Origin of the sequence: Thalassospira sp. TSL5-1, assembly GCF_001907695.1 — a bacterium.
Taxonomy (GTDB): domain Bacteria; phylum Pseudomonadota; class Alphaproteobacteria; order Rhodospirillales; family Thalassospiraceae; genus Thalassospira.
Genome location: NZ_KV880644.1, coordinates 1 through 17,497 on the forward strand (window position 1 = coordinate 1; position 17,497 = coordinate 17,497).

Consider the following 17,497-nt stretch of genomic DNA (forward strand, 5'->3'; position numbering starts at 1 on the left):
TCCACCTGTAAACACCTTTTTTGAAGAAATTTCGTTTTAATGACACTTTTTATAAAAATACAATATTATCAATAACTTAAAAATAGACAACATGGAGAGAAACCAGAGGCGCCACAGAAAAGCGCGAATGTTTGCAGGTGCTTGGCAATCAGAGGGTGAGGACTCTTATTTCAAGGTGATTCCCCTAGCCCCTTCATGGCCCAAAACAGCGTTTCAGCCCCTCCCGCAGGAACAACGCGCGCCGAATAGTCGTTATCAAATAATACGCCCCTTCAAACGTCCCCTGCTCCTGTACCGCCCTCACACGCATCCTCTGTTCTGCCATCACACCCCGCACCCGCTTCGACCTTGTCTTTATTTTTCCTGCCCCAAGGAGCCTGTCATGATTCCTGTCTGGCTACATATTATAGCCGCCCTTTCATTGGGGATGGGGCTGGTCAGTGCCCTTGTCATTATCGTCGCGGAAATACGTGATCCGCAGCATATGTGGATCATGAATGTTGTCTGGCCGCTTTTTGCCCTGTTTGCCTCGGTCGCGGCACTTTGGCTTTATTTCCGCTATGGGGTTCTGGCCTCGCATGGGGCCATGATGCCAGCGATGAAAAACAATGAAACACCACCCAACAAACGCTTAACCCCGTTTGGCATTATGGTGGCAAAGGGCACGGCCCATTGTGGCAGTGGCTGTGCGCTGGGCGACATCATCGCCGAATGGTTGGTGTTTTTTGTGCCCGCCATTGCAGTATGGCTGGGTTATCCGTCGTTCTTTTCAGAAAAAATGTATGCCACCTGGATTCTCGATTTCATTTTGGCTTTCGGTTTTGGTGTGGTGTTTCAGTATTTCACCATTAAACCCATGCGCGACCTGAGTGTATGTCAGGGCATTCTTCAGGCCATTAAAGCAGATACCCTGTCGCTGATTTCGTGGCAGGTTGGCATGTATGGCTTTATGGCCATCGCCCATTTCGTGATTTTCAAGGACCTGTTGGGGGCGGAACTGACGGTCGCCAGTTTTGAATTCTGGTTCATGATGCAAATTGCCATGTGGTGTGGTTTTGCCACCTCCTATCCGGTTAATATGTGGCTGATCAAAACCGGCGTGAAGGAGAAGATGTAGGGTATTCCCCACAGGCAGATAGGCCAGGATATACTTTGGCCGTTACACCCTATTCACTTGCCGGTTTTGCTTTTCCCTGCCGACTGATCTAGTCTGAAAAAAAACAAGATAAAATCAGCGGAGGAACGCCATGAGATCGACTGCGAAATGTGGCCCGGACAAGTCCGCGCATGTCTATACGCCGCTGCCCCCGGTCAGCCGGTCCCCGTCCGTTGAAAATCCGGCCCCGGTCCTGACAGGCGACACCACAGTCGCTTCACCTGATTCGACGGCCGATACGGATATCGCCAGCGGCCCCGGGCCGGAATTTGGCCCGTGGCTGGCACAGGCATCAATTTTGGTGGTTGATGATGAACCGGGCATGCGGAATTTTCTCGCCCGCACCCTGGGCCCGCGTTGCAAACGGCTGGAAGAGGCCGCCGACTGTAATGAAGCCTCGCGCAAATTGGACGAACATCATTTTGACGTGGTGATCCTTGATAATATCATGCCGGGCAAAAGCGGGGTGGAATGGCTGACCGAGCAGCGCGAGATCGGCTTTTTTGCCGATGCCATTTTAATGACCGCCTATGCCGACCTTGATACCGCGATCAAGGCGCTGCGCGCCGGTGCGGTTGATTTTGTCTTAAAACCCTTTCGGTCCAACCAGATATTAAACGCCGTTGCCCGCTGCCTGGACCGCATGCGCCTGCGCCGGGAAAACTATGTGCTGCGCCATGAATTGCGATCAACATCGGAACATGTGTTGTTGCGCGACAAATTAATTGGCTATTCCCCGGAAATTCAGGACATTCGCGATACCATTGCCCGTGTCGCCCCCTTGCCAACATCGATTTTAATTTCCGGTGAAAGCGGTACGGGCAAGGAAGTGACGGCACGTTCCATCCATGCCCTGTCAGACCGGGCGGACAAGCCCTTTGTCCCGGTGAATTGTGCCGCCATTCCAACCGACATGATTGAAGCCGAGCTTTTTGGCCATTTAAAGGGCGCCTTTACCGGGGCCAACCATGCCCGCGACGGCCTGTTTTTGCATGCCCAGGGCGGCACCCTGTTTTTGGATGAAATTGGCGAATTGCCGCTGGCGACCCAAAGCAAGCTGTTGCGCGCCATTGAAGACCGGCGCATTCGCCCGGTCGGGTCCGAACGCGAGGCTCCGGTTGATTTGCGCTTTATCTTTGCCACCAATGCCGACCTGGAAGCCGAGGTAGAGGCCGGGCGGTTTCGCGCCGATCTGTTTTATCGCATCAATGTCATGCAGATGCACATGCCCCCCTTGCGCCAGCGCGGCGATGATGTGCTGGAACTGGCTGCCCTGTTTATGAACAAGCTGGGCAAACAACTGGGCATGCCATTGGTGGCCATAGATGGTGCGGTGCGTGCAGGCCTGACCCGTTATAACTGGCCGGGCAATGTGCGCGAATTACGCAATCTGATTGAACGGTCATTAATATTGGGGCGTTTCCCGGCGGAATTTCGCAATAATGATTTACCACAAACCGATACGGGCGAAGATGAAACGCTGGACGAACTGGAACGCCGCCACATCATGACGATGCTGCACAAAACCGGGGGTAATCGTAACGAGGCCGCGCGCAGGCTGGGCGTTTCGCGCAAAACCATCGACCGTAAATGCGCCGCCTGGAATGACTAGGACCACCGCACCTTCCTCCCCCTCCCCGCCCGGATCAACGGGAGGGCGGTCTGTCCGGTTTCGGCTTTTGGCAATTGCCCTGCTGCCAACCCTGGTGATTTTGCCCCTGTTGCTGGGTTTCATGATGGCGCGCTGGAATGGCAAATTTGATGCCCTGCTAAGCGCCAAGGTGCATGGTGATCTAACCATCGCGCATCAATATTTCAGCCATATTCTGGAAAATACCGGCAAACAGATCGACGCATTGGGACAATCGGTTGCTTTTCGCGATGCCCTTTCAGGGCCGGACGAATCCCGGCATCTATCCTCTCTGCTTGATAAAAAACGTACAGAGATGGGGCTGGATTTCCTGTATCTTGTCACAACCGATGGCAAGCTGGATGGTGCCTCCCCCGCAACGGTCAGCCCCACAACCAACCTGAACTGGCCGGTGATCCAAACGGCACTGGCCGGTGGATCGCGCACGGCGGTTGATATTTTCCCCAATAGCGACCTTGCCGCCCTGTCGCCCGGCATGGCACAGCGGGCCCGCCTGAATTTGGTCGATACGCCCAACGCCGCGCCCACCAAGCGGAATATTGAAAGCCGGGGCATGGTCGTGCACTCGGCCAGCCATATTGAGACGGGCAACGGTGTGCAAGGCGCGCTTGTCGGCGGCATATTGCTTAACCAAAATCTGGTTTTCATCGATACCATCAATGATCTGGTTTACCGCAGCAGCAGCCTGCCCGACGGCAGCCAGGGCACCGCGACCCTGTTTTTGGATGATGTTCGCATATCCACCAATGTGCGCCTGTTTGAAAACCGCCGTGCTTTGGGAACACGGGTTTCAAAGGCCGTAAGATCCGCCGTGCTGGGGGACGGAAAAGTATGGCTGGATCGCGCCTTTGTCGTCAATGACTGGTATATTTCGGCGTACGAACCGATTACCGACAGTTTTGGCAAACGGGTCGGCATGCTGTATGTGGGTTTTTTGGAACAACCCTTTGCCCGCACCAAATATGAAAGCCTGATCCTGATTATTGTTGCCTTTTTGGCTGTGGCGACCATTACCGTGCCGGTGTTTTTGCGCTGGGCGCGGGGCATTTTCAAACCCCTGGAACGCATGACCCGCACCATTGCCCGGGTGGAAAATGGCGATTTGGGCGCACGGACAAACCTGCCCGCCGCGCGTGATGAAATATCGCATGTTGCCATGCACCTCGATGATTTGCTTGATCAGGTGCAGGAGCGCGACCGCCAGCTTCGCGACTGGAATGACGAGCTAAATGCGCGGGTGGATAAGCGTACCGCCGAACTGCAACAGGCCAACCAGCAGCTTGAGGCCACCACCAAACAATTGATCATGTCGGAAAAGCTGGCCGCCATTGGCGAAATTACCGCAGGCGTTGCCCACGAGATCAACAACCCCGTCGCCGTGTTGCAGGGCAACCTTGATGTAATGCGTAGCCTGCTGGGCGAACAGGCCGATATTGCCAAAACCGAAATCCGCCTGATGGATGAACAGGTTAGCCGTATTAATCAGATCGTCACCAAGCTGTTGCAATTCGCCAAGCCCGAGGAATATGCCGGTTTTGTTGAACGCCACGATGCCGGATCGGTGATTGATGACTGCCTGCCGCTGGTGCAACATTTGCTGAACCGCGCCGCCATCGAGGTCAAACTGACCCATACCGCCACCCGCCTGATTGTGATGAACCGGACAGAATTACAACAGGTGATTGTCAACCTGCTTGTCAATGCCATCCATGCGATGCCAGGCGGCGGCACCCTGTCCCTGATGGATCAGGATATGGCCCGGGATGATGAACCCGGCATCCTGATCACCATTGCCGATACCGGCACTGGCATGAGCACCGATGTGATCGAGCGCATCTTTGATCCGTTCTTTACCACCAAACGGCGTGAGGGCACGGGACTTGGCCTGTCAATCAGCAAAACCCTGATCGACCGACAGGGCGGCAGCCTTGATGTGGAGAGCACGCCGGCTGAGGGCACAACTTTCTATATCTGGCTGCCCGAGGCAAACTGACCGATACCCGCCATACATATACGGTCAGGCAGACTGAAGCAGACTCATAAAATTTTTGATAAAAAATACATCATTACCCACACGCCAAAGGCGTATTACGGCGTGCCCGCTTGCATAGCACGAAAACGCTGCCGATAATCGGGCTTACTATTATTATAAGAGGTTATGATGTCCCTTTCTCTGGCTCAGTTACGCGCTGTAGATGCTGTTGTACGGCATGGGCAAATATCACGCGCCGCCCAAAGTCTTGGTGTTTCACAGCCATCGGTCTCGAACTTAATCCAGGCCTTTGAAACCACCTGGAAGGTCCGTATTTTTGAACGGGATGGATACACGATCAACCTGTTGCCATCGGCCGAGGCCCTGATCGGGCAAATCCAGCTCGGCCTGCAGATTTTACAGGAAATCGAAGATACACTTGACGCCCGCAGCAACCGCGAAGCTCGCCATCTTGCATTTGGGTTTAGCGCCCATCGTTTGATCATGCCCGCCCTTGCCGAGTTTGTCCGAACTCACCCGGATATCAAACTCAGCACCCAAGGCAACCCGACAATGTCACTGATACAGGCCCTGAAAAAGGGCGACATTCATCTGGCATCGGTATCACTGTCCAAACCGGAACCCGGATTACACAATATCGAACTCGCCCGCAGGCCATTGGTCATTTATGGCAAAAAGGGCCACCCCCTGCTACAAAACGGTCCCCTTGTTCTTGGTGACTTGCACCAGCAGGCAATGGTGCTGTGGAACAAACAATCGGGCAGCCGGCGTCGTTTTGGCCAGCTTTGCGACAAGGCCAATGTCAGCCCGACCGTTAGCCTGGAAGTCAATACCATCGATGTTGCCTATGCGGCAGTTTCGGCGGGCATCGGGCTGGGTACTGCCATTGAAGGGGAAGTTCTGGCCGATGACCATATTGACGTGGTGCGGCTGGATGCCCGGGATGCCGAAATCGGCCACTATCTGCTGTGCCTGAAAGGGGCGGAAATGCGCCCACAGGTCGCCAACTTTATTGAAATCGCCAAAAAGTGCGCCGGGCTCTAGCCCGACTGGCGGCATTTGGGTACTTCAAAATTGTATAATTCAAAGTTATGAAATTTAACTTTCATAATAATGAAACGCAAAAGAGCTATTCTTTCCTCTCAACACAGTTTTGGAAGGAAAGATGGTTAAGCATTATGACCTTGCAGTTGTCGGGGCCGGGATTGTCGGCCTTGGCGTTGCGCTTGCGGCGGCTCAAAAAGGCCTTAGCGTAATTGTTATTGACCGTGACAAACGGGCAAATGGCGCCTCCATTCGCAATTTCGGCTTTGTTACGGTTACCGGGCAAAAGGCCGGTGCCCATTGGCAGCGTGCCCGCAAAAGCCGCGACATTTGGGCCGATATCGCCCCCAAGGCAAATATTCCTGTTCTGCAACATGGTCTTGTCCTTCCGGCCTACCGGACCGAAGCTGTCGATGTTTTGCATGAGTTCCTGCAAACCGAAATGGGCGCGGATTGCCATCTGATTGATACGAAAACTGCCCAGGAAAAAATCCCGCTACTGCGCCAAAGCGGCATTCAGGAAATCCTGTTCAGTCCGCATGAATTGCGTGTTGAAAGTGCATCGGCCATCCCGCAACTGCAAAAATGGCTGACAGAAGCCCTGAATGTTGACTTTTTATGGAATGCAACGGTCAAGGAAGTTACGGATCAAGGCATAAACTCTTCTGCCGGGCTTATTCGCGCAGAGAGTATTGCCGTGTGTCCCGGCAACGAATTTAGCACCCTGTTTCCCGACCTGATTGCCACGCACGATCTAAAAATTTCTACCCTGCAAATGTTGCGGCTTACGGCACCCAACATGCCGCACCTGCAATCGCCCGTCATGTCGGACCTTTCACTTGCCCGTTATGAAGGTTTCACCAATTTGGCATCATCAGGTGCCCTGCAAAACCGCCTGGACCAGGAATTGCCCGAAACACGCGAAGCCGGCATTCATCTGATTGCGGTTCAATCCGCCGATGGTTCGCTGATTGTCGGGGACAGCCATGTCTATTCCGATACGCCAGAGCCTTTTGCCTCGGGCAAGACCGAAGAGCTGATCCTTGAGGCATTCAAGGATGTAATCGATTTGCCCGATTACCGGGTCAGCGAACGCTGGACCGGAAGCTACGCCGCAGCCAGTGACCGGCCCATTCTGGTTGAACGCCCGGCTCAAAATATCCGCCTGGTGATTGTCACGGGCGGCACAGGAGCCTCCACCGGGCTGGCCCTTGGCGAACAAATCGTTACCGACCTTTTTGATCCCAACACCGAAACCACGGAAGCCCTGTCATGAGCAAACTTGTCGCCGCTGTTTTTGACTGGGCTGGCACTCTGGTCGATTTCGGGTCCCGTGCCCCGATGGGCGCCTTTGTTGATGTTTTTCGCCATTTTGGCGTTGAAATTTCCATCCAGGAAGCACGCGCGCCGATGGGCCGCGCCAAACGCGACCATATTGCCGCCATTCTGACCCAACCGCGTATTGCCCAGCTATGGCAAAAACAGCATGGCAAAATGGCTGACGATGCCGCAATTGACGCCATCTATGACATGTTCATCCCGCTGAACACCAAATCGGCCATCGAACATTCAGATGCCATTCCCGGTGCCGCCGAAACCGTTGCAGCATTGCGCAAACAGGGGCTGAAAATCGGCTCCACCACCGGTTATACCCGCCCGATCATGAAGGGGATATTACCGTTGGCACAACAGCAGGGCATCACGGTCGATAACCTGGTGTGTGCCGGCGAAGTCCCGGAAGGACGCCCCAGCCCTCTTAACATGTATAAAACTTTTCTTGATCTGGGTGTTTGGCCCGCCGGGCTTATCGTCAAGATCGATGACACCCCGGTTGGCATTGCCGAAGGCGTAAATGCCGGATGCTGGACGGTTGGCGTGACCCTGAGCGGCAACGAAACCGGCCTTTCCCTGCCAGAGCTTAATGCCCTTTCACCGGAACAGAAAGAGACCCTTCGCACGCAAGCCGGCAAGAAGCTGCGTGCCGGAGGTGCCCATTACCTGATTGATAGCGTCGCCGATTTACTGCCGGTGCTGGACAAAATCTCGCATCGCATCGCCTCAGGCGCACTGCCCGAGCATCCTGTTGCCTAAACGTGTTTGCCCTAACCCTTTCAGGAACTTTTCACCATGAATCCAAATTCCTTTACCCTAAGCCGCCGTAATCTTTTGAAACTGGGTGTCGCCACCGCCGGTGTTGCCACAGCCACTGCCGGTGTCAGCCTGCTTCCGAAAATCGCCTTTGCCAAATCCGTCATGGAAGACTGGTCAAAACCCTTCGACATTGAAAGTGCCCGCCGCGAAGCTGCGATCTACACCACCTATGGCATGCCCGACACCTGGGCCAATTATGGCGAGGTTCTCTCGCTCATGGCCAAGAAATATGACTATAAATATCAGCATATCGACACCGATATGGGCTCGATGGAAGAAATCCTGAAATATGACGCGGAAAAGAACAATCCCGTGGCTATTTCATCAGATATCGGGATTTTGTTTGGCCCAGTTGCCGATGAACGCAAAGTTGTACCGCCTTACATGCCGCCTTCGGCCAGCAAACTGCCCAAGGGCCTGAAAGGCAAAGAAGGCGGTTGGGTTGCCACATTTACCGGCGTTCCAGCCATGATCGTCAATACCGACATTATCAAAAATGTACCGGAAAGCTGGGAAGACCTGCTGAAACCTGAATTTACCGGCAAGGTAAGTGCCATTGATGCCTCGGGCATGGGCGGCACATCGATGGCAACCTTTATCGCCTGGGCCTATGCCTTTGGTGGGTCGGAAACCAATCTGGCCCCCGGTGCGGAATTTGCCCGCAAACTGCTCAAACAGATGTCCTCGGCCCCGACGACCACCCAGACCCTGGAACGCGGCGAATTGCCCATTCAGATTAAATATGACTTTAACTGCATCGCCCAGGCCAACGCCCTGAAGGCAAAAGGCGTCAATACCCGCATCATCATTCCGCAAGGCACAATTTATGCGCCTTCGGCCACCATGATCAACCGCTACAATGTCGAGAAAATGAACATCGCCAAGGTTTTCCTGGATTTTGTTCTTTCCGATGAAGCCCAGATCGCCTTTGCCAAATTTGGCGCACGGCCGATCCGCTGGGTTCTGGGCGACCTTGATTTGCCCGAAGAAGCCCGCAAGGACTGGTTGCCCGACGAACAATACGCCCATGTTCACAAGATTGAGGACTGGTCGAAAGTCGATGTCAAGAAATTGGCCCAGTTCTGGGTTGACGAAGTCGTTGGAGGCTAGATGTGTCGGTCGCACAATATGCGGCAGATAACGCAAAGCGGGGGCCGGAAACGGCCCCCATCTCGCCTTATCTGCGCTGGTTGACAAATTGGGGGCCGGCACTGCCCCTGATCATCATTGGCATTGTCATGCTTGTCGTGCCCTGTGCCCTGATGATCCGTCAAAGCTTTGCCCTGCCCGATGGCAGCGGCTTTACCCTGGCAAACTGGGTTTCGCTATTTGAAAGCCGATCGGCCAGAACAACCATTTTAAACAGCCTGTTATTATCATTCAGCGTCGCAACGATTGCCCTGCTGGTCGGCGGACCTTTAACCTGGATCATCTCGCGCATGACGCGCAACTGGCAGGCACTCAATCTTGGCCTTCTGACCGTTGCCAACAACTTTTCAGGCATTGGCCTGGCCTTTGGCTATGTCGCAGCCTTGGGAAGCTATGGCATGATCACATTGGCACTGAAAATGATCGGCATTGACATCATCCCGCCAGCCTCTTCGTCCTTCTGGGGCCTGACCATTGCCTATGAATATGGCATCGTGCCGATGTTTGTTTTGCTCACACTTCCATCAATGGCACTGATTCGCAATGAATGGTGGGAAGCCTGCCAGTGCTGCGGTGCCAATCGCTGGCAATTCTGGCGCTATGTCGGCATTCCGGTTCTTGGTCCCTTTTTGGGGGCAAGCTGGATTTTGTGTTTCACCTGGTCTATGGGGCTTTACGGCCTGCCTGTCGCACTTTTGGGGTCCAGTCGCCCGGCTTTCAACCTGATCACCCTGAAAATGAGCCGTTCCATGACAGGTCTTCTGCTTGGCAATCAGCAAATGCCGGTCCTGGCTGTCCTTCTCATGATCATCGCCATCTGTGCACTGACCCTTTATAAAATTATGCTAAAAAGGGCGGGAAAATGGCTGTAAACAGCATGGCTTCGGTTTCACCCAAACCGCACAACATTGGCATATCGCGCCTGTTTCCTGGCAGCATGCCGGTCTTTCTCATGCTGCTTATGGTCGCGGCCTATATCATTCTGCCAATGCTGGCGACATTTCTTTATTCCGTCTCCACCCGCTGGACAACCCATATCGTCCCGGATGGTTACACGCTCTCGCACTGGTTTGATGGCTTTGCCGACAACCGTTTTCGCGGGGCGCTGCTGCGCTCTCTCTGTCTTGCGCTTGTTGTTGCACTCGGCGAAATCATCCTCGTTGTCCCTGCCGTTTACTGGCAAAAGGTGCATAATCCCGGCATCAAAAACATTTTGCAGTTGCTCGCGGCCATTCCGCTGGCGATTCCCATTCTGGTTATTGCCTTTGGCCTGTTGCAGCTTTCTGGTGATTACATGCCTGCGGCACAGGGCACTATCGGCCTTGTTCTGATTGCACAAATCGCCATTGCCTTTCCCTTCGTTTACTGGGCGATTGACAATGCCATGTCTTCCGCCCGTGTCGAACACCTTGCCGAGGCGGCACGCACCTGCGGCGCATCAGAATTAAAAACACTTTGGCATGTCATCCTGCCAAATATCGGGCCGGGCATTGCCACGGGCACCCTTATGGCTTTTGGCACTTCCTTTAACGAAGTTCCCCTGACCCAGTTTCTGATCGGCAGTCGCTTTGAAACCGTTCAGCTTTATCTGCTCAACATGCTCAGAAGTTCGGACGCCGATTACAACATTCTGGCCGTCATGACGATCATCAATTTCGCGGTCACACTCGTGCTTTCGGTTTGTGTTGTCTGGCTCAATGCCGGTAACTTTGCCAAAAGAAAAGGATAACAAAATGACCACCCCGATCCGTATTCGTAACATCGGCAAAAGCTTCAATGGGAAACCGGCCCTAAAGGATATCAATCTGGATATTCCCGCTGGTGAAATGATCGCGCTGCTTGGCAGTTCGGGATGTGGTAAAACAACACTGTTGCGTACCATCGCCGGCCTCACACCACCCGATCACGGCAAAATCACCTTCGGCGAGACTGACGTTACCCGTCTTTCCGTGCAGCAGCGCCATATCGGGATGGTTTTTCAGGGCTATTCCCTTTTCCCCAACATGACGGTGCGCGACAATATCGCCTTTCCCCTCAAGGCCGCCAAAATACCGGAAAAAGAACGAAAAACCCGGGTAGATGAACTGTTACACCTGACCAAACTGACCGAACGGGCCGATCATCACCCCTCGCAGCTTTCCGGTGGCCAACAACAGCGCACCGCCCTGGCCCGTGCCCTGGCACCTAATCCCAGTGTGCTGCTGCTTGACGAACCCCTCTCGGCGCTGGATGCCATTGTGCGCGATCATTTGCGTGATGAAATCCGCCGTATTCAGCAGCAAATCAAAACCACGGCTATTCTTGTCACCCATGATCAATCCGAAGCCCTTGCGGTCGCTGATAGGGTCGTCATCATGCAGGCCGGGCAGATCGAACAGGTTGCCACCCCCGAAGAGCTTTATCACAAGCCATCGTCGGAATTTGCCGCACGCTTTATCGGCACCCGCAATGTCATTACCCTGATGCCATCAGACGGGCATGTCCGGCTTGATCCGTTTTTTTCGCGCGCTGTCGCCAAAAGCCAAAATCCGGTCTCCCTTTATGTCCGTGCCGAGGATATAAAGCTGTGTTCCCCCAATGAGGGCCTGCAGGCCAAGGTTGAGGCCCGCCTATTTCAGGGCCAGACAACACGGCTTTATGTCTGTGCCGATGGCCCCCACGGCCCCCTGGATTTGCGCATTGATGCGCCCAGCCGCGACATCAGCCATCTTAATGCCGGGGATGCGATTCATGTCAATTTCGAGCCCGAGGACGTCAATGTCTTTGCCAGCTAAAACAGTTCCGTCGCCGCGCGCCCTCGCAAACAGTCCACGCCCCAATGTTCTGTTCATCACCGTGGATCAATGGCGCGGCGACATGGGACCGGGGCAAAAGGCAGCAGTGCCAACACCGCATCTTGACGCCTTGTGCAATAACGCCACCTGCTTTACCCGGCATTACACCCAGGCTTATCCGTGCGGCCCGGCGCGGGCCGGGCTGCTGACCGGGCTTTACCCCCATAAACACCGCGTCATCCAAAACGGATCGCCGCTTGATGCCCAATATCGCACCCTGGCACAGGCCGCGCGCCATTCTGGCTACCGCCCCGTTTTATTTGGCTATACCGACACCCAGGCGGATCCCCGCACCTTAGAACCAACCGACCCAGCCTGGGCGGATGAAGAAGGCATTGCCCCGGGATTTGACGTACAATGCCTGTTAACCGCCCGCGCACAACCCTGGATCGCCGATTTGATCAAAAAGGGTTATCCCATTGCCAATCCCAAGGCAGGGCGGGATGGCATTTATCAAATGGCACCCTTTGGCACGTCAACCTGCATAAAAGCCGAAGATTCGGAAACCGCGTTTCTCACGGCTCAGGTGCTGGACCATCTCTCGGCCAACACACAGCAGCCATTTTTTATTCACTTATCCTATATTGCACCCCATCCGCCTTTTGCCGCCGCCAAGGAATGGCTTGCCAAAGTTTCCGTGCCGGATGCGAATAAACGTGAAAATCGCCCATCACATAGCGAAGCAATACGCCACCCCCTGATCGCATTTCACCATCGCACACAAAACCTGTCCTCTTTTGCGCCCAACATATCCGGCCCGGTTCATACGGCCAGTGAACAAACCCAAACCGCAATCCGCCATGCCTACGGCGCCCTGATGGCCGAGGTGGACCATCATATCGGCCAACTTGTTGCCCGGCTCAAAACACTCGATCTTTGGGAAAATACCATTATCGTCATTTCAGGCGATCACGGCGAACAGATGTTTGATCATGACTTGCTTGGCAAGGTGGGCTGGCACGATGCGGCCGCCCATGTGCCGCTGATCATGCGCGTTCCTGGCACAAAACCCGGACAGTCAATTGACCATTTCACCCAGTCGATTGATTTGTTTCCCACCCTTGTACAGTTGCTCAGGCTAGAACCCGATGTCAATCTTGACGGTAAAAGCCTGGTGCCGTTTCTCAACGGTTTACCCCCATCTGACTGGCGCGATTGCGTATTCTGGAGCCACGATTTCCGCAACCTTGCCAATTTGAAGGCCGAACAGCATTTCGGTTTGCCAAGCCGGTTGTGCAATTTCCATGTCGTGCGCACCAAAACCTTCAAATATGTTCATTTTCCAACCCTGCCGCCGGTGGTCCATGACCTGTCAAATGACCCTGGCGAACATCTCAATATCGCTGAAAGCGACAAAGGGCTGGCTCTGCGATATGAAGGGCTGGAGCGCCTTTTCAACATGCGCATCAGCTACGAAAATGAAATGCTGTCGTGCCTTCAGGCCCAAAACGACCATCTTCACGGCAATCGCCAATGCTGGGAATTTCATACATTTCCGCAAGACTGACCGCAACATGCTGCGCAGCATTTGACCCACACGCCGCGACAATGGACAAAATGTCCCTTTTGCCAATGATATTTCAAAAATAGTTGGACATTTTGTCCCGCTCGCAATCGGGCAATAGGGCAAAACAATCAGAATATTTCCAACAACACCGTCAAATCCCTGCCATAGCGACAAATGGCACGGGAATTGCGGAGGTATAGCGCCGGATAATGACGGACGCGGCCCATGAAGGCCGGAAAAAAGCAGAATACCGGGAGGAAAAACGGAATGTTTGATAGCCTTAAGAAGGAACATATCGTCGCGCATGACGATTTTAACCGCTGGAAGGTTCCGCCAGCATCCATCGCCATTCATTTGTGCATTGGCTCCGTTTACGCATGGAGCATTTTCAACCCGCCGCTGATCAAGGAATTTGGCGTGGTTGCGGCCTCGTCGGGGGACTGGGGCCTGAAATCCGTTGTCTGGATTTTCTCGGTTGCCATCGTGTTTCTGGGTCTGGCGGCGGCCTTTGGCGGCAAATGGCTTGAAGAAGTCGGCCCGCGCATGGTGGGCGTTGTTGCCGCGTTCTGCTGGGGCGGGGGCTTCATCATTGGCGGCATCGGCATTATGACGCACCAGCTTTGGCTGGTTTATCTGGGTTATGGCGCGATTGGCGGCTGCGGGCTGGGCCTGGGCTATGTTTCGCCGGTTTCCACCCTGATCCGCTGGTTCCCTGACCGGCGCGGCATGGCAACCGGCATGGCGATTATGGGCTTTGGCGGCGGCGCGATGATCGCAACGCCCATCAAGGAATCGCTGCTGGGCTTTTTCTACAAGGCCCCGCAATTTTTGGGTGCGGAAGGCACCGTCAACCTTGTCACCGAAGGCGGCAAACGCATGGCCGAAGTTGGCGGGCAGATGGTGGAAGTTGTCATCGCCGGTGCCGCACAGGTTGCCGCCGCCCCCGTGCCATTGCAGGAAGGTATTTATGTCGTGGGGACCGGCAATACCGGTGCGGCGGCCACCTTCTTTACACTGGGTGTTGCCTATTTCATCGTCATGATGATTGCGTCTTTTTCCTATCGTGTGCCGCGTGAAGGCTGGCTTCCGGCAGGCTGGACGCCCCCCAGTGCGGATACTGCCTCAAAACGCATGATCACGCATAAAAACGTCCATATCGATCAGGCGCTGAAAACGCCGCAATTTTATATGTTGTGGATTGTGCTGTGCTTTAACGTCACCGCTGGTATCGGGGTAATTGGCGTTGCCAAAACCATGATGTCGGAAATTTTCGGCAGCACCTTGCCGATGGTGGTCAATTCCAGTTTTGCCGCCACCTATGTGTTCATGATTTCGGTCTTTAACATGTGCGGGCGGTTCTTCTGGGCCTCGATTTCCGATTATATCGGGCGCAAAAACACCTATTACTGCTTCTTTATCCTTGGCATTGTCCTGTATTTGTCGATCCCCTATGCGGCAAGCCAGGTGAGCGTTAATCCGGTCGTGACATGGCTGATCATGTTCTATGCCGCGACGATGGTGATTTTCACCATGTATGGCGGCGGCTTTGCCACCATTCCCGCCTATCTCGCCGATGTGTTTGGCACCAAATATGTCGGTGGCATTCATGGCCGTTTGCTCACGGCATGGAGCACGGCTGGCGTGCTGGGGCCGCTTGCGATTACCCAATTGCGCCAGACTTCGGTAACAAATTCGATCAAGGATCTGGCAAGCCATGTTGACCCGGCGGCCTTCCAGGCCAAATTTGGTGCCGGTATGGACCAGCTTGACCAACTGGTGGCAGCCAAAACCGTGACCATCGGGCACCTGATGGAAATTGCCCCGGCGGGAACGGTTGATCCGACACCCAGCCTGTATAACACCACCATGTATGCGATGGCGGGTTTGCTGGTGATTGGCCTGATCGCCAATGCCCTGGTCAAACCGATCCATGACAGGCATTACATGGAAACCGAAGCAGACGAAGCCGATGCCGCCCCGGCAGCATCAAAAGCCTGATTATCAACGAAACGCGGTGATCCAGAGCGGGATCATCGCGTTTCATCTGCCGGGTTTTACGAAAATACCCCTATGACGGATAAGGTTTTGTTGCAGTTTTGCGTCCCAAATCGGTTAACCTGCCTGCAACAAAACCACCTTAAACGCACCGGTATGGTTACCATGACCGGGACGGGGCAAGAATGATCGACAAACTGGAAATGTTTATGGTGCTCGCCCGCGAGCAACATTTCGGCCATGCCGCCGAAGCCTGTGGCGTCACACAACCCACCCTTTCAAGCGCCATTCGCCAATTGGAAGAACAGTTGGGCGTGATGCTGGTACGGCGCGGATCGCGGTTTCAGGGGCTGACCCTGGAAGGCGAACGGGTGCTGGACTGGGCACGCCATATTGTGGGCAGTGCGCGGTCCATGCGCGATGAAATGCGCGCCATGCGCCTGGGCCTGACCGGCAAGGTCAAAATTGCCGTCATCCCCACCGCCCTTGCGATGGTGCAGGAACTGACCACCCCCTTTCGGGAAAAACATCCCGATATTACCTTTTCCATCCTGTCGCGCACATCGGGCGAAATTCGCACATTGCTGGAGAATCTGGAGGTCGATGCCGGCATCACCTATCTGGACAATGAGCCGGTAGGGAGGGTGACAAAAGTACCCCTTTATGACGAACGGTATTTGCTGGTTACGTCCATCCATGCCGATTACGGCCATAAGGACAGCATCACATGGCATGAGGCCAGCAAACTGCCGCTGTGCCTGTTAACGCCGGACATGCAAAACCGCCGTATTATTGATGGTCACCTGGCCGAGGCTGGGGCGGAAGCCAAACCAACCCTGGTTTCCGATTCCATGATCGCGCTGTTTTCCCATGTGCAAACCGGCAACTGGGCCAGCATCATGCCGGAAAAAATGATCGAGGCCTTTGGCCTGCCCGACCGCATTCGCGCCATCCCCATCACCGAGCCCGATGCCACCCATCAGATTGGTTTGATTGCGGTTAACCGCGAACCGGCAACGCCTGTGGTTTCCGCCTTGTTAAAAGAAGCCGCCAGAATATCCTCGCTGGTTTAAGGCGTTTTACCCTGAACAGCCTTTCAGGCGATACGGCGTTCCGCCATGTGCCAGAACAAGCGCGCAGCATGCGACATTTCATCGGGCAATGGCGCCCGCAACCCAAATTGGCGATAAAGCCCCGGATTGAGCCGCGCCGTTGCCAGACTTTTCTGCCCTGTCATCCTGTCTTGCCTCTGCAAGGCCGTTTCCGGAACGAGAGAAATCCCCTCGCCCGCCCCCACCAGGGCAATCGCACTGTTCCAGTCCCGGACACGAATGCGAATGTCCGACAATATCAGCCTGGCATCTGCCAGCAGGCTTTGCGCATGAATGTGGCATCCGCCTGTTGCCAGAACGAACGGCTGCCCGGCCAGATCAGCAAGGGAGACAGACTGCCGCCGGGCCAAATGGTGAGATCGCGGGAAAATGGCCAACCATTCATCCTGCCCCAGCAAGAGCGCATTATCCTGTGGTGCCGGGTTCAAAACCACACCCAAATCCACATGCCCCGCCGCCAGCAGATTTTCAATTTCAACGTCATCGCTTTCCAGCAAGGTAAGATGAATATCGGGATGCAGCACCCGAAACCGCGCAATCAGACGTGGCAATATGGTGGCATAAACACTGGCGAAAGCCGCAAGTCGAAGGGACATAAGCGGTTGCCCGGCCTCAATCGCGGCTTCTGTTTGAATGGCGTTCAAGTGGGTCATGGCACGTCGCGCGTGATCAAGCACCTTTTCGCCAAAGGCTGTCAAAAAAACACCACCTGACTGCCGAACCAGCAATTTTACCGCCAGATTTTCCTCCAGCCCGGCCATGGACTGGCTCATGGCCGACTGGGTAATGCCAATGCGCTGTGCGGCAGCCGTGAAGCTGCCCGTTTCCGCAATTGCAATCAGGCTTCTGATTTGTGTGATGTTCATATTAACAAAACTAATGAAATAAAAATTTTAAAGTAATTT

General features: G+C 54.4%; 14 protein-coding genes. 13 read left to right on the forward strand and 1 reads right to left on the reverse strand.

What is annotated here, in order from left to right; translation table 11 throughout:
- The first annotated feature begins 382 nt into the window (after positions 1-382).
- The 13 genes from LF95_RS22095 to LF95_RS22155 all read left to right on the forward strand — a co-directional run bounded on the left by LF95_RS22095 (position 383) and on the right by LF95_RS22155 (position 16,553).
- Entirely contained in the window at positions 383-1,117 is a 735-nt protein-coding gene (locus LF95_RS22095) for a DUF4396 domain-containing protein (protein ID WP_073957383.1), read from the forward strand.
- Between the two features lie 130 nt (positions 1,118-1,247).
- Positions 1,248-2,768, forward strand: a complete 1,521-nt coding sequence (locus LF95_RS22100) for a sigma-54-dependent transcriptional regulator (protein WP_083607899.1) — start codon at positions 1,248-1,250, stop codon at positions 2,766-2,768.
- Entirely contained in the window at positions 2,761-4,800 is a 2,040-nt protein-coding gene (locus LF95_RS22105) for a sensor histidine kinase (RefSeq protein ID WP_073957384.1), read from the forward strand. The genes LF95_RS22100 and LF95_RS22105 overlap by 8 nt, the downstream gene beginning before the upstream one ends.
- Before the next feature lie 165 nt (positions 4,801-4,965).
- A complete protein-coding gene (locus LF95_RS22110) occupies positions 4,966-5,844 on the forward strand; it encodes a LysR family transcriptional regulator (RefSeq protein ID WP_083607900.1) in 879 nt (292 codons plus the stop codon).
- A 121-nt stretch (positions 5,845-5,965) separates the two neighbouring features.
- The gene (locus LF95_RS22115; protein WP_073957386.1) at positions 5,966-7,120 is read left to right on the forward strand and encodes a TIGR03364 family FAD-dependent oxidoreductase; all 1,155 of its coding nucleotides are present in this window, start codon (positions 5,966-5,968) and stop codon (positions 7,118-7,120) included.
- Positions 7,117-7,935, forward strand: coding sequence for a phosphonoacetaldehyde hydrolase (gene phnX / locus LF95_RS22120; protein ID WP_073957387.1), 819 nt, complete (start codon positions 7,117-7,119; stop codon positions 7,933-7,935). The genes LF95_RS22115 and phnX overlap by 4 nt, the downstream gene beginning before the upstream one ends.
- Before the next feature lie 36 nt (positions 7,936-7,971).
- Complete coding sequence (locus LF95_RS22125; RefSeq protein WP_073957388.1) at positions 7,972-9,105, forward strand: extracellular solute-binding protein; 1,134 nt, start codon at positions 7,972-7,974, stop codon at positions 9,103-9,105.
- Between the two features lie 2 nt (positions 9,106-9,107).
- Complete coding sequence (locus LF95_RS22130) at positions 9,108-10,016, forward strand: hypothetical protein (protein WP_083607901.1); 909 nt, start codon at positions 9,108-9,110, stop codon at positions 10,014-10,016.
- Complete coding sequence (locus tag LF95_RS22135) at positions 10,007-10,873, forward strand: ABC transporter permease (RefSeq protein WP_073957389.1); 867 nt, start codon at positions 10,007-10,009, stop codon at positions 10,871-10,873. The genes LF95_RS22130 and LF95_RS22135 overlap by 10 nt, the downstream gene beginning before the upstream one ends.
- 4 nt (positions 10,874-10,877) lie before the next feature.
- Positions 10,878-11,918: an ABC transporter ATP-binding protein gene (locus tag LF95_RS22140; protein WP_073957390.1), complete on the forward strand. Its 1,041-nt coding sequence runs from the start codon at positions 10,878-10,880 to the stop codon at positions 11,916-11,918.
- Positions 11,908-13,485 carry a sulfatase-like hydrolase/transferase gene (locus tag LF95_RS22145; RefSeq protein ID WP_168173744.1) on the forward strand — a complete coding sequence of 526 codons (1,578 nt, stop codon included), beginning with the start codon at positions 11,908-11,910 and terminating at the stop codon, positions 13,483-13,485. The genes LF95_RS22140 and LF95_RS22145 overlap by 11 nt, the downstream gene beginning before the upstream one ends.
- 267 nt (positions 13,486-13,752) lie before the next feature.
- Positions 13,753-15,483, forward strand: a complete 1,731-nt coding sequence (locus tag LF95_RS22150; RefSeq protein ID WP_083607909.1) for an OFA family MFS transporter — start codon at positions 13,753-13,755, stop codon at positions 15,481-15,483.
- A 182-nt stretch (positions 15,484-15,665) separates the two neighbouring features.
- Entirely contained in the window at positions 15,666-16,553 is an 888-nt protein-coding gene (locus LF95_RS22155) for a LysR family transcriptional regulator (RefSeq protein WP_073957393.1), read from the forward strand.
- A gap of 23 nt (positions 16,554-16,576) precedes the next feature.
- Here the strand turns inward: LF95_RS22155 and LF95_RS22160 are convergent, their stop codons facing one another.
- Positions 16,577-17,458: a LysR family transcriptional regulator gene (locus tag LF95_RS22160; RefSeq protein ID WP_073957394.1), complete on the reverse strand. Its 882-nt coding sequence runs from the start codon at positions 17,456-17,458 to the stop codon at positions 16,577-16,579.
- Positions 17,459-17,497 lie beyond the last annotated feature (39 nt).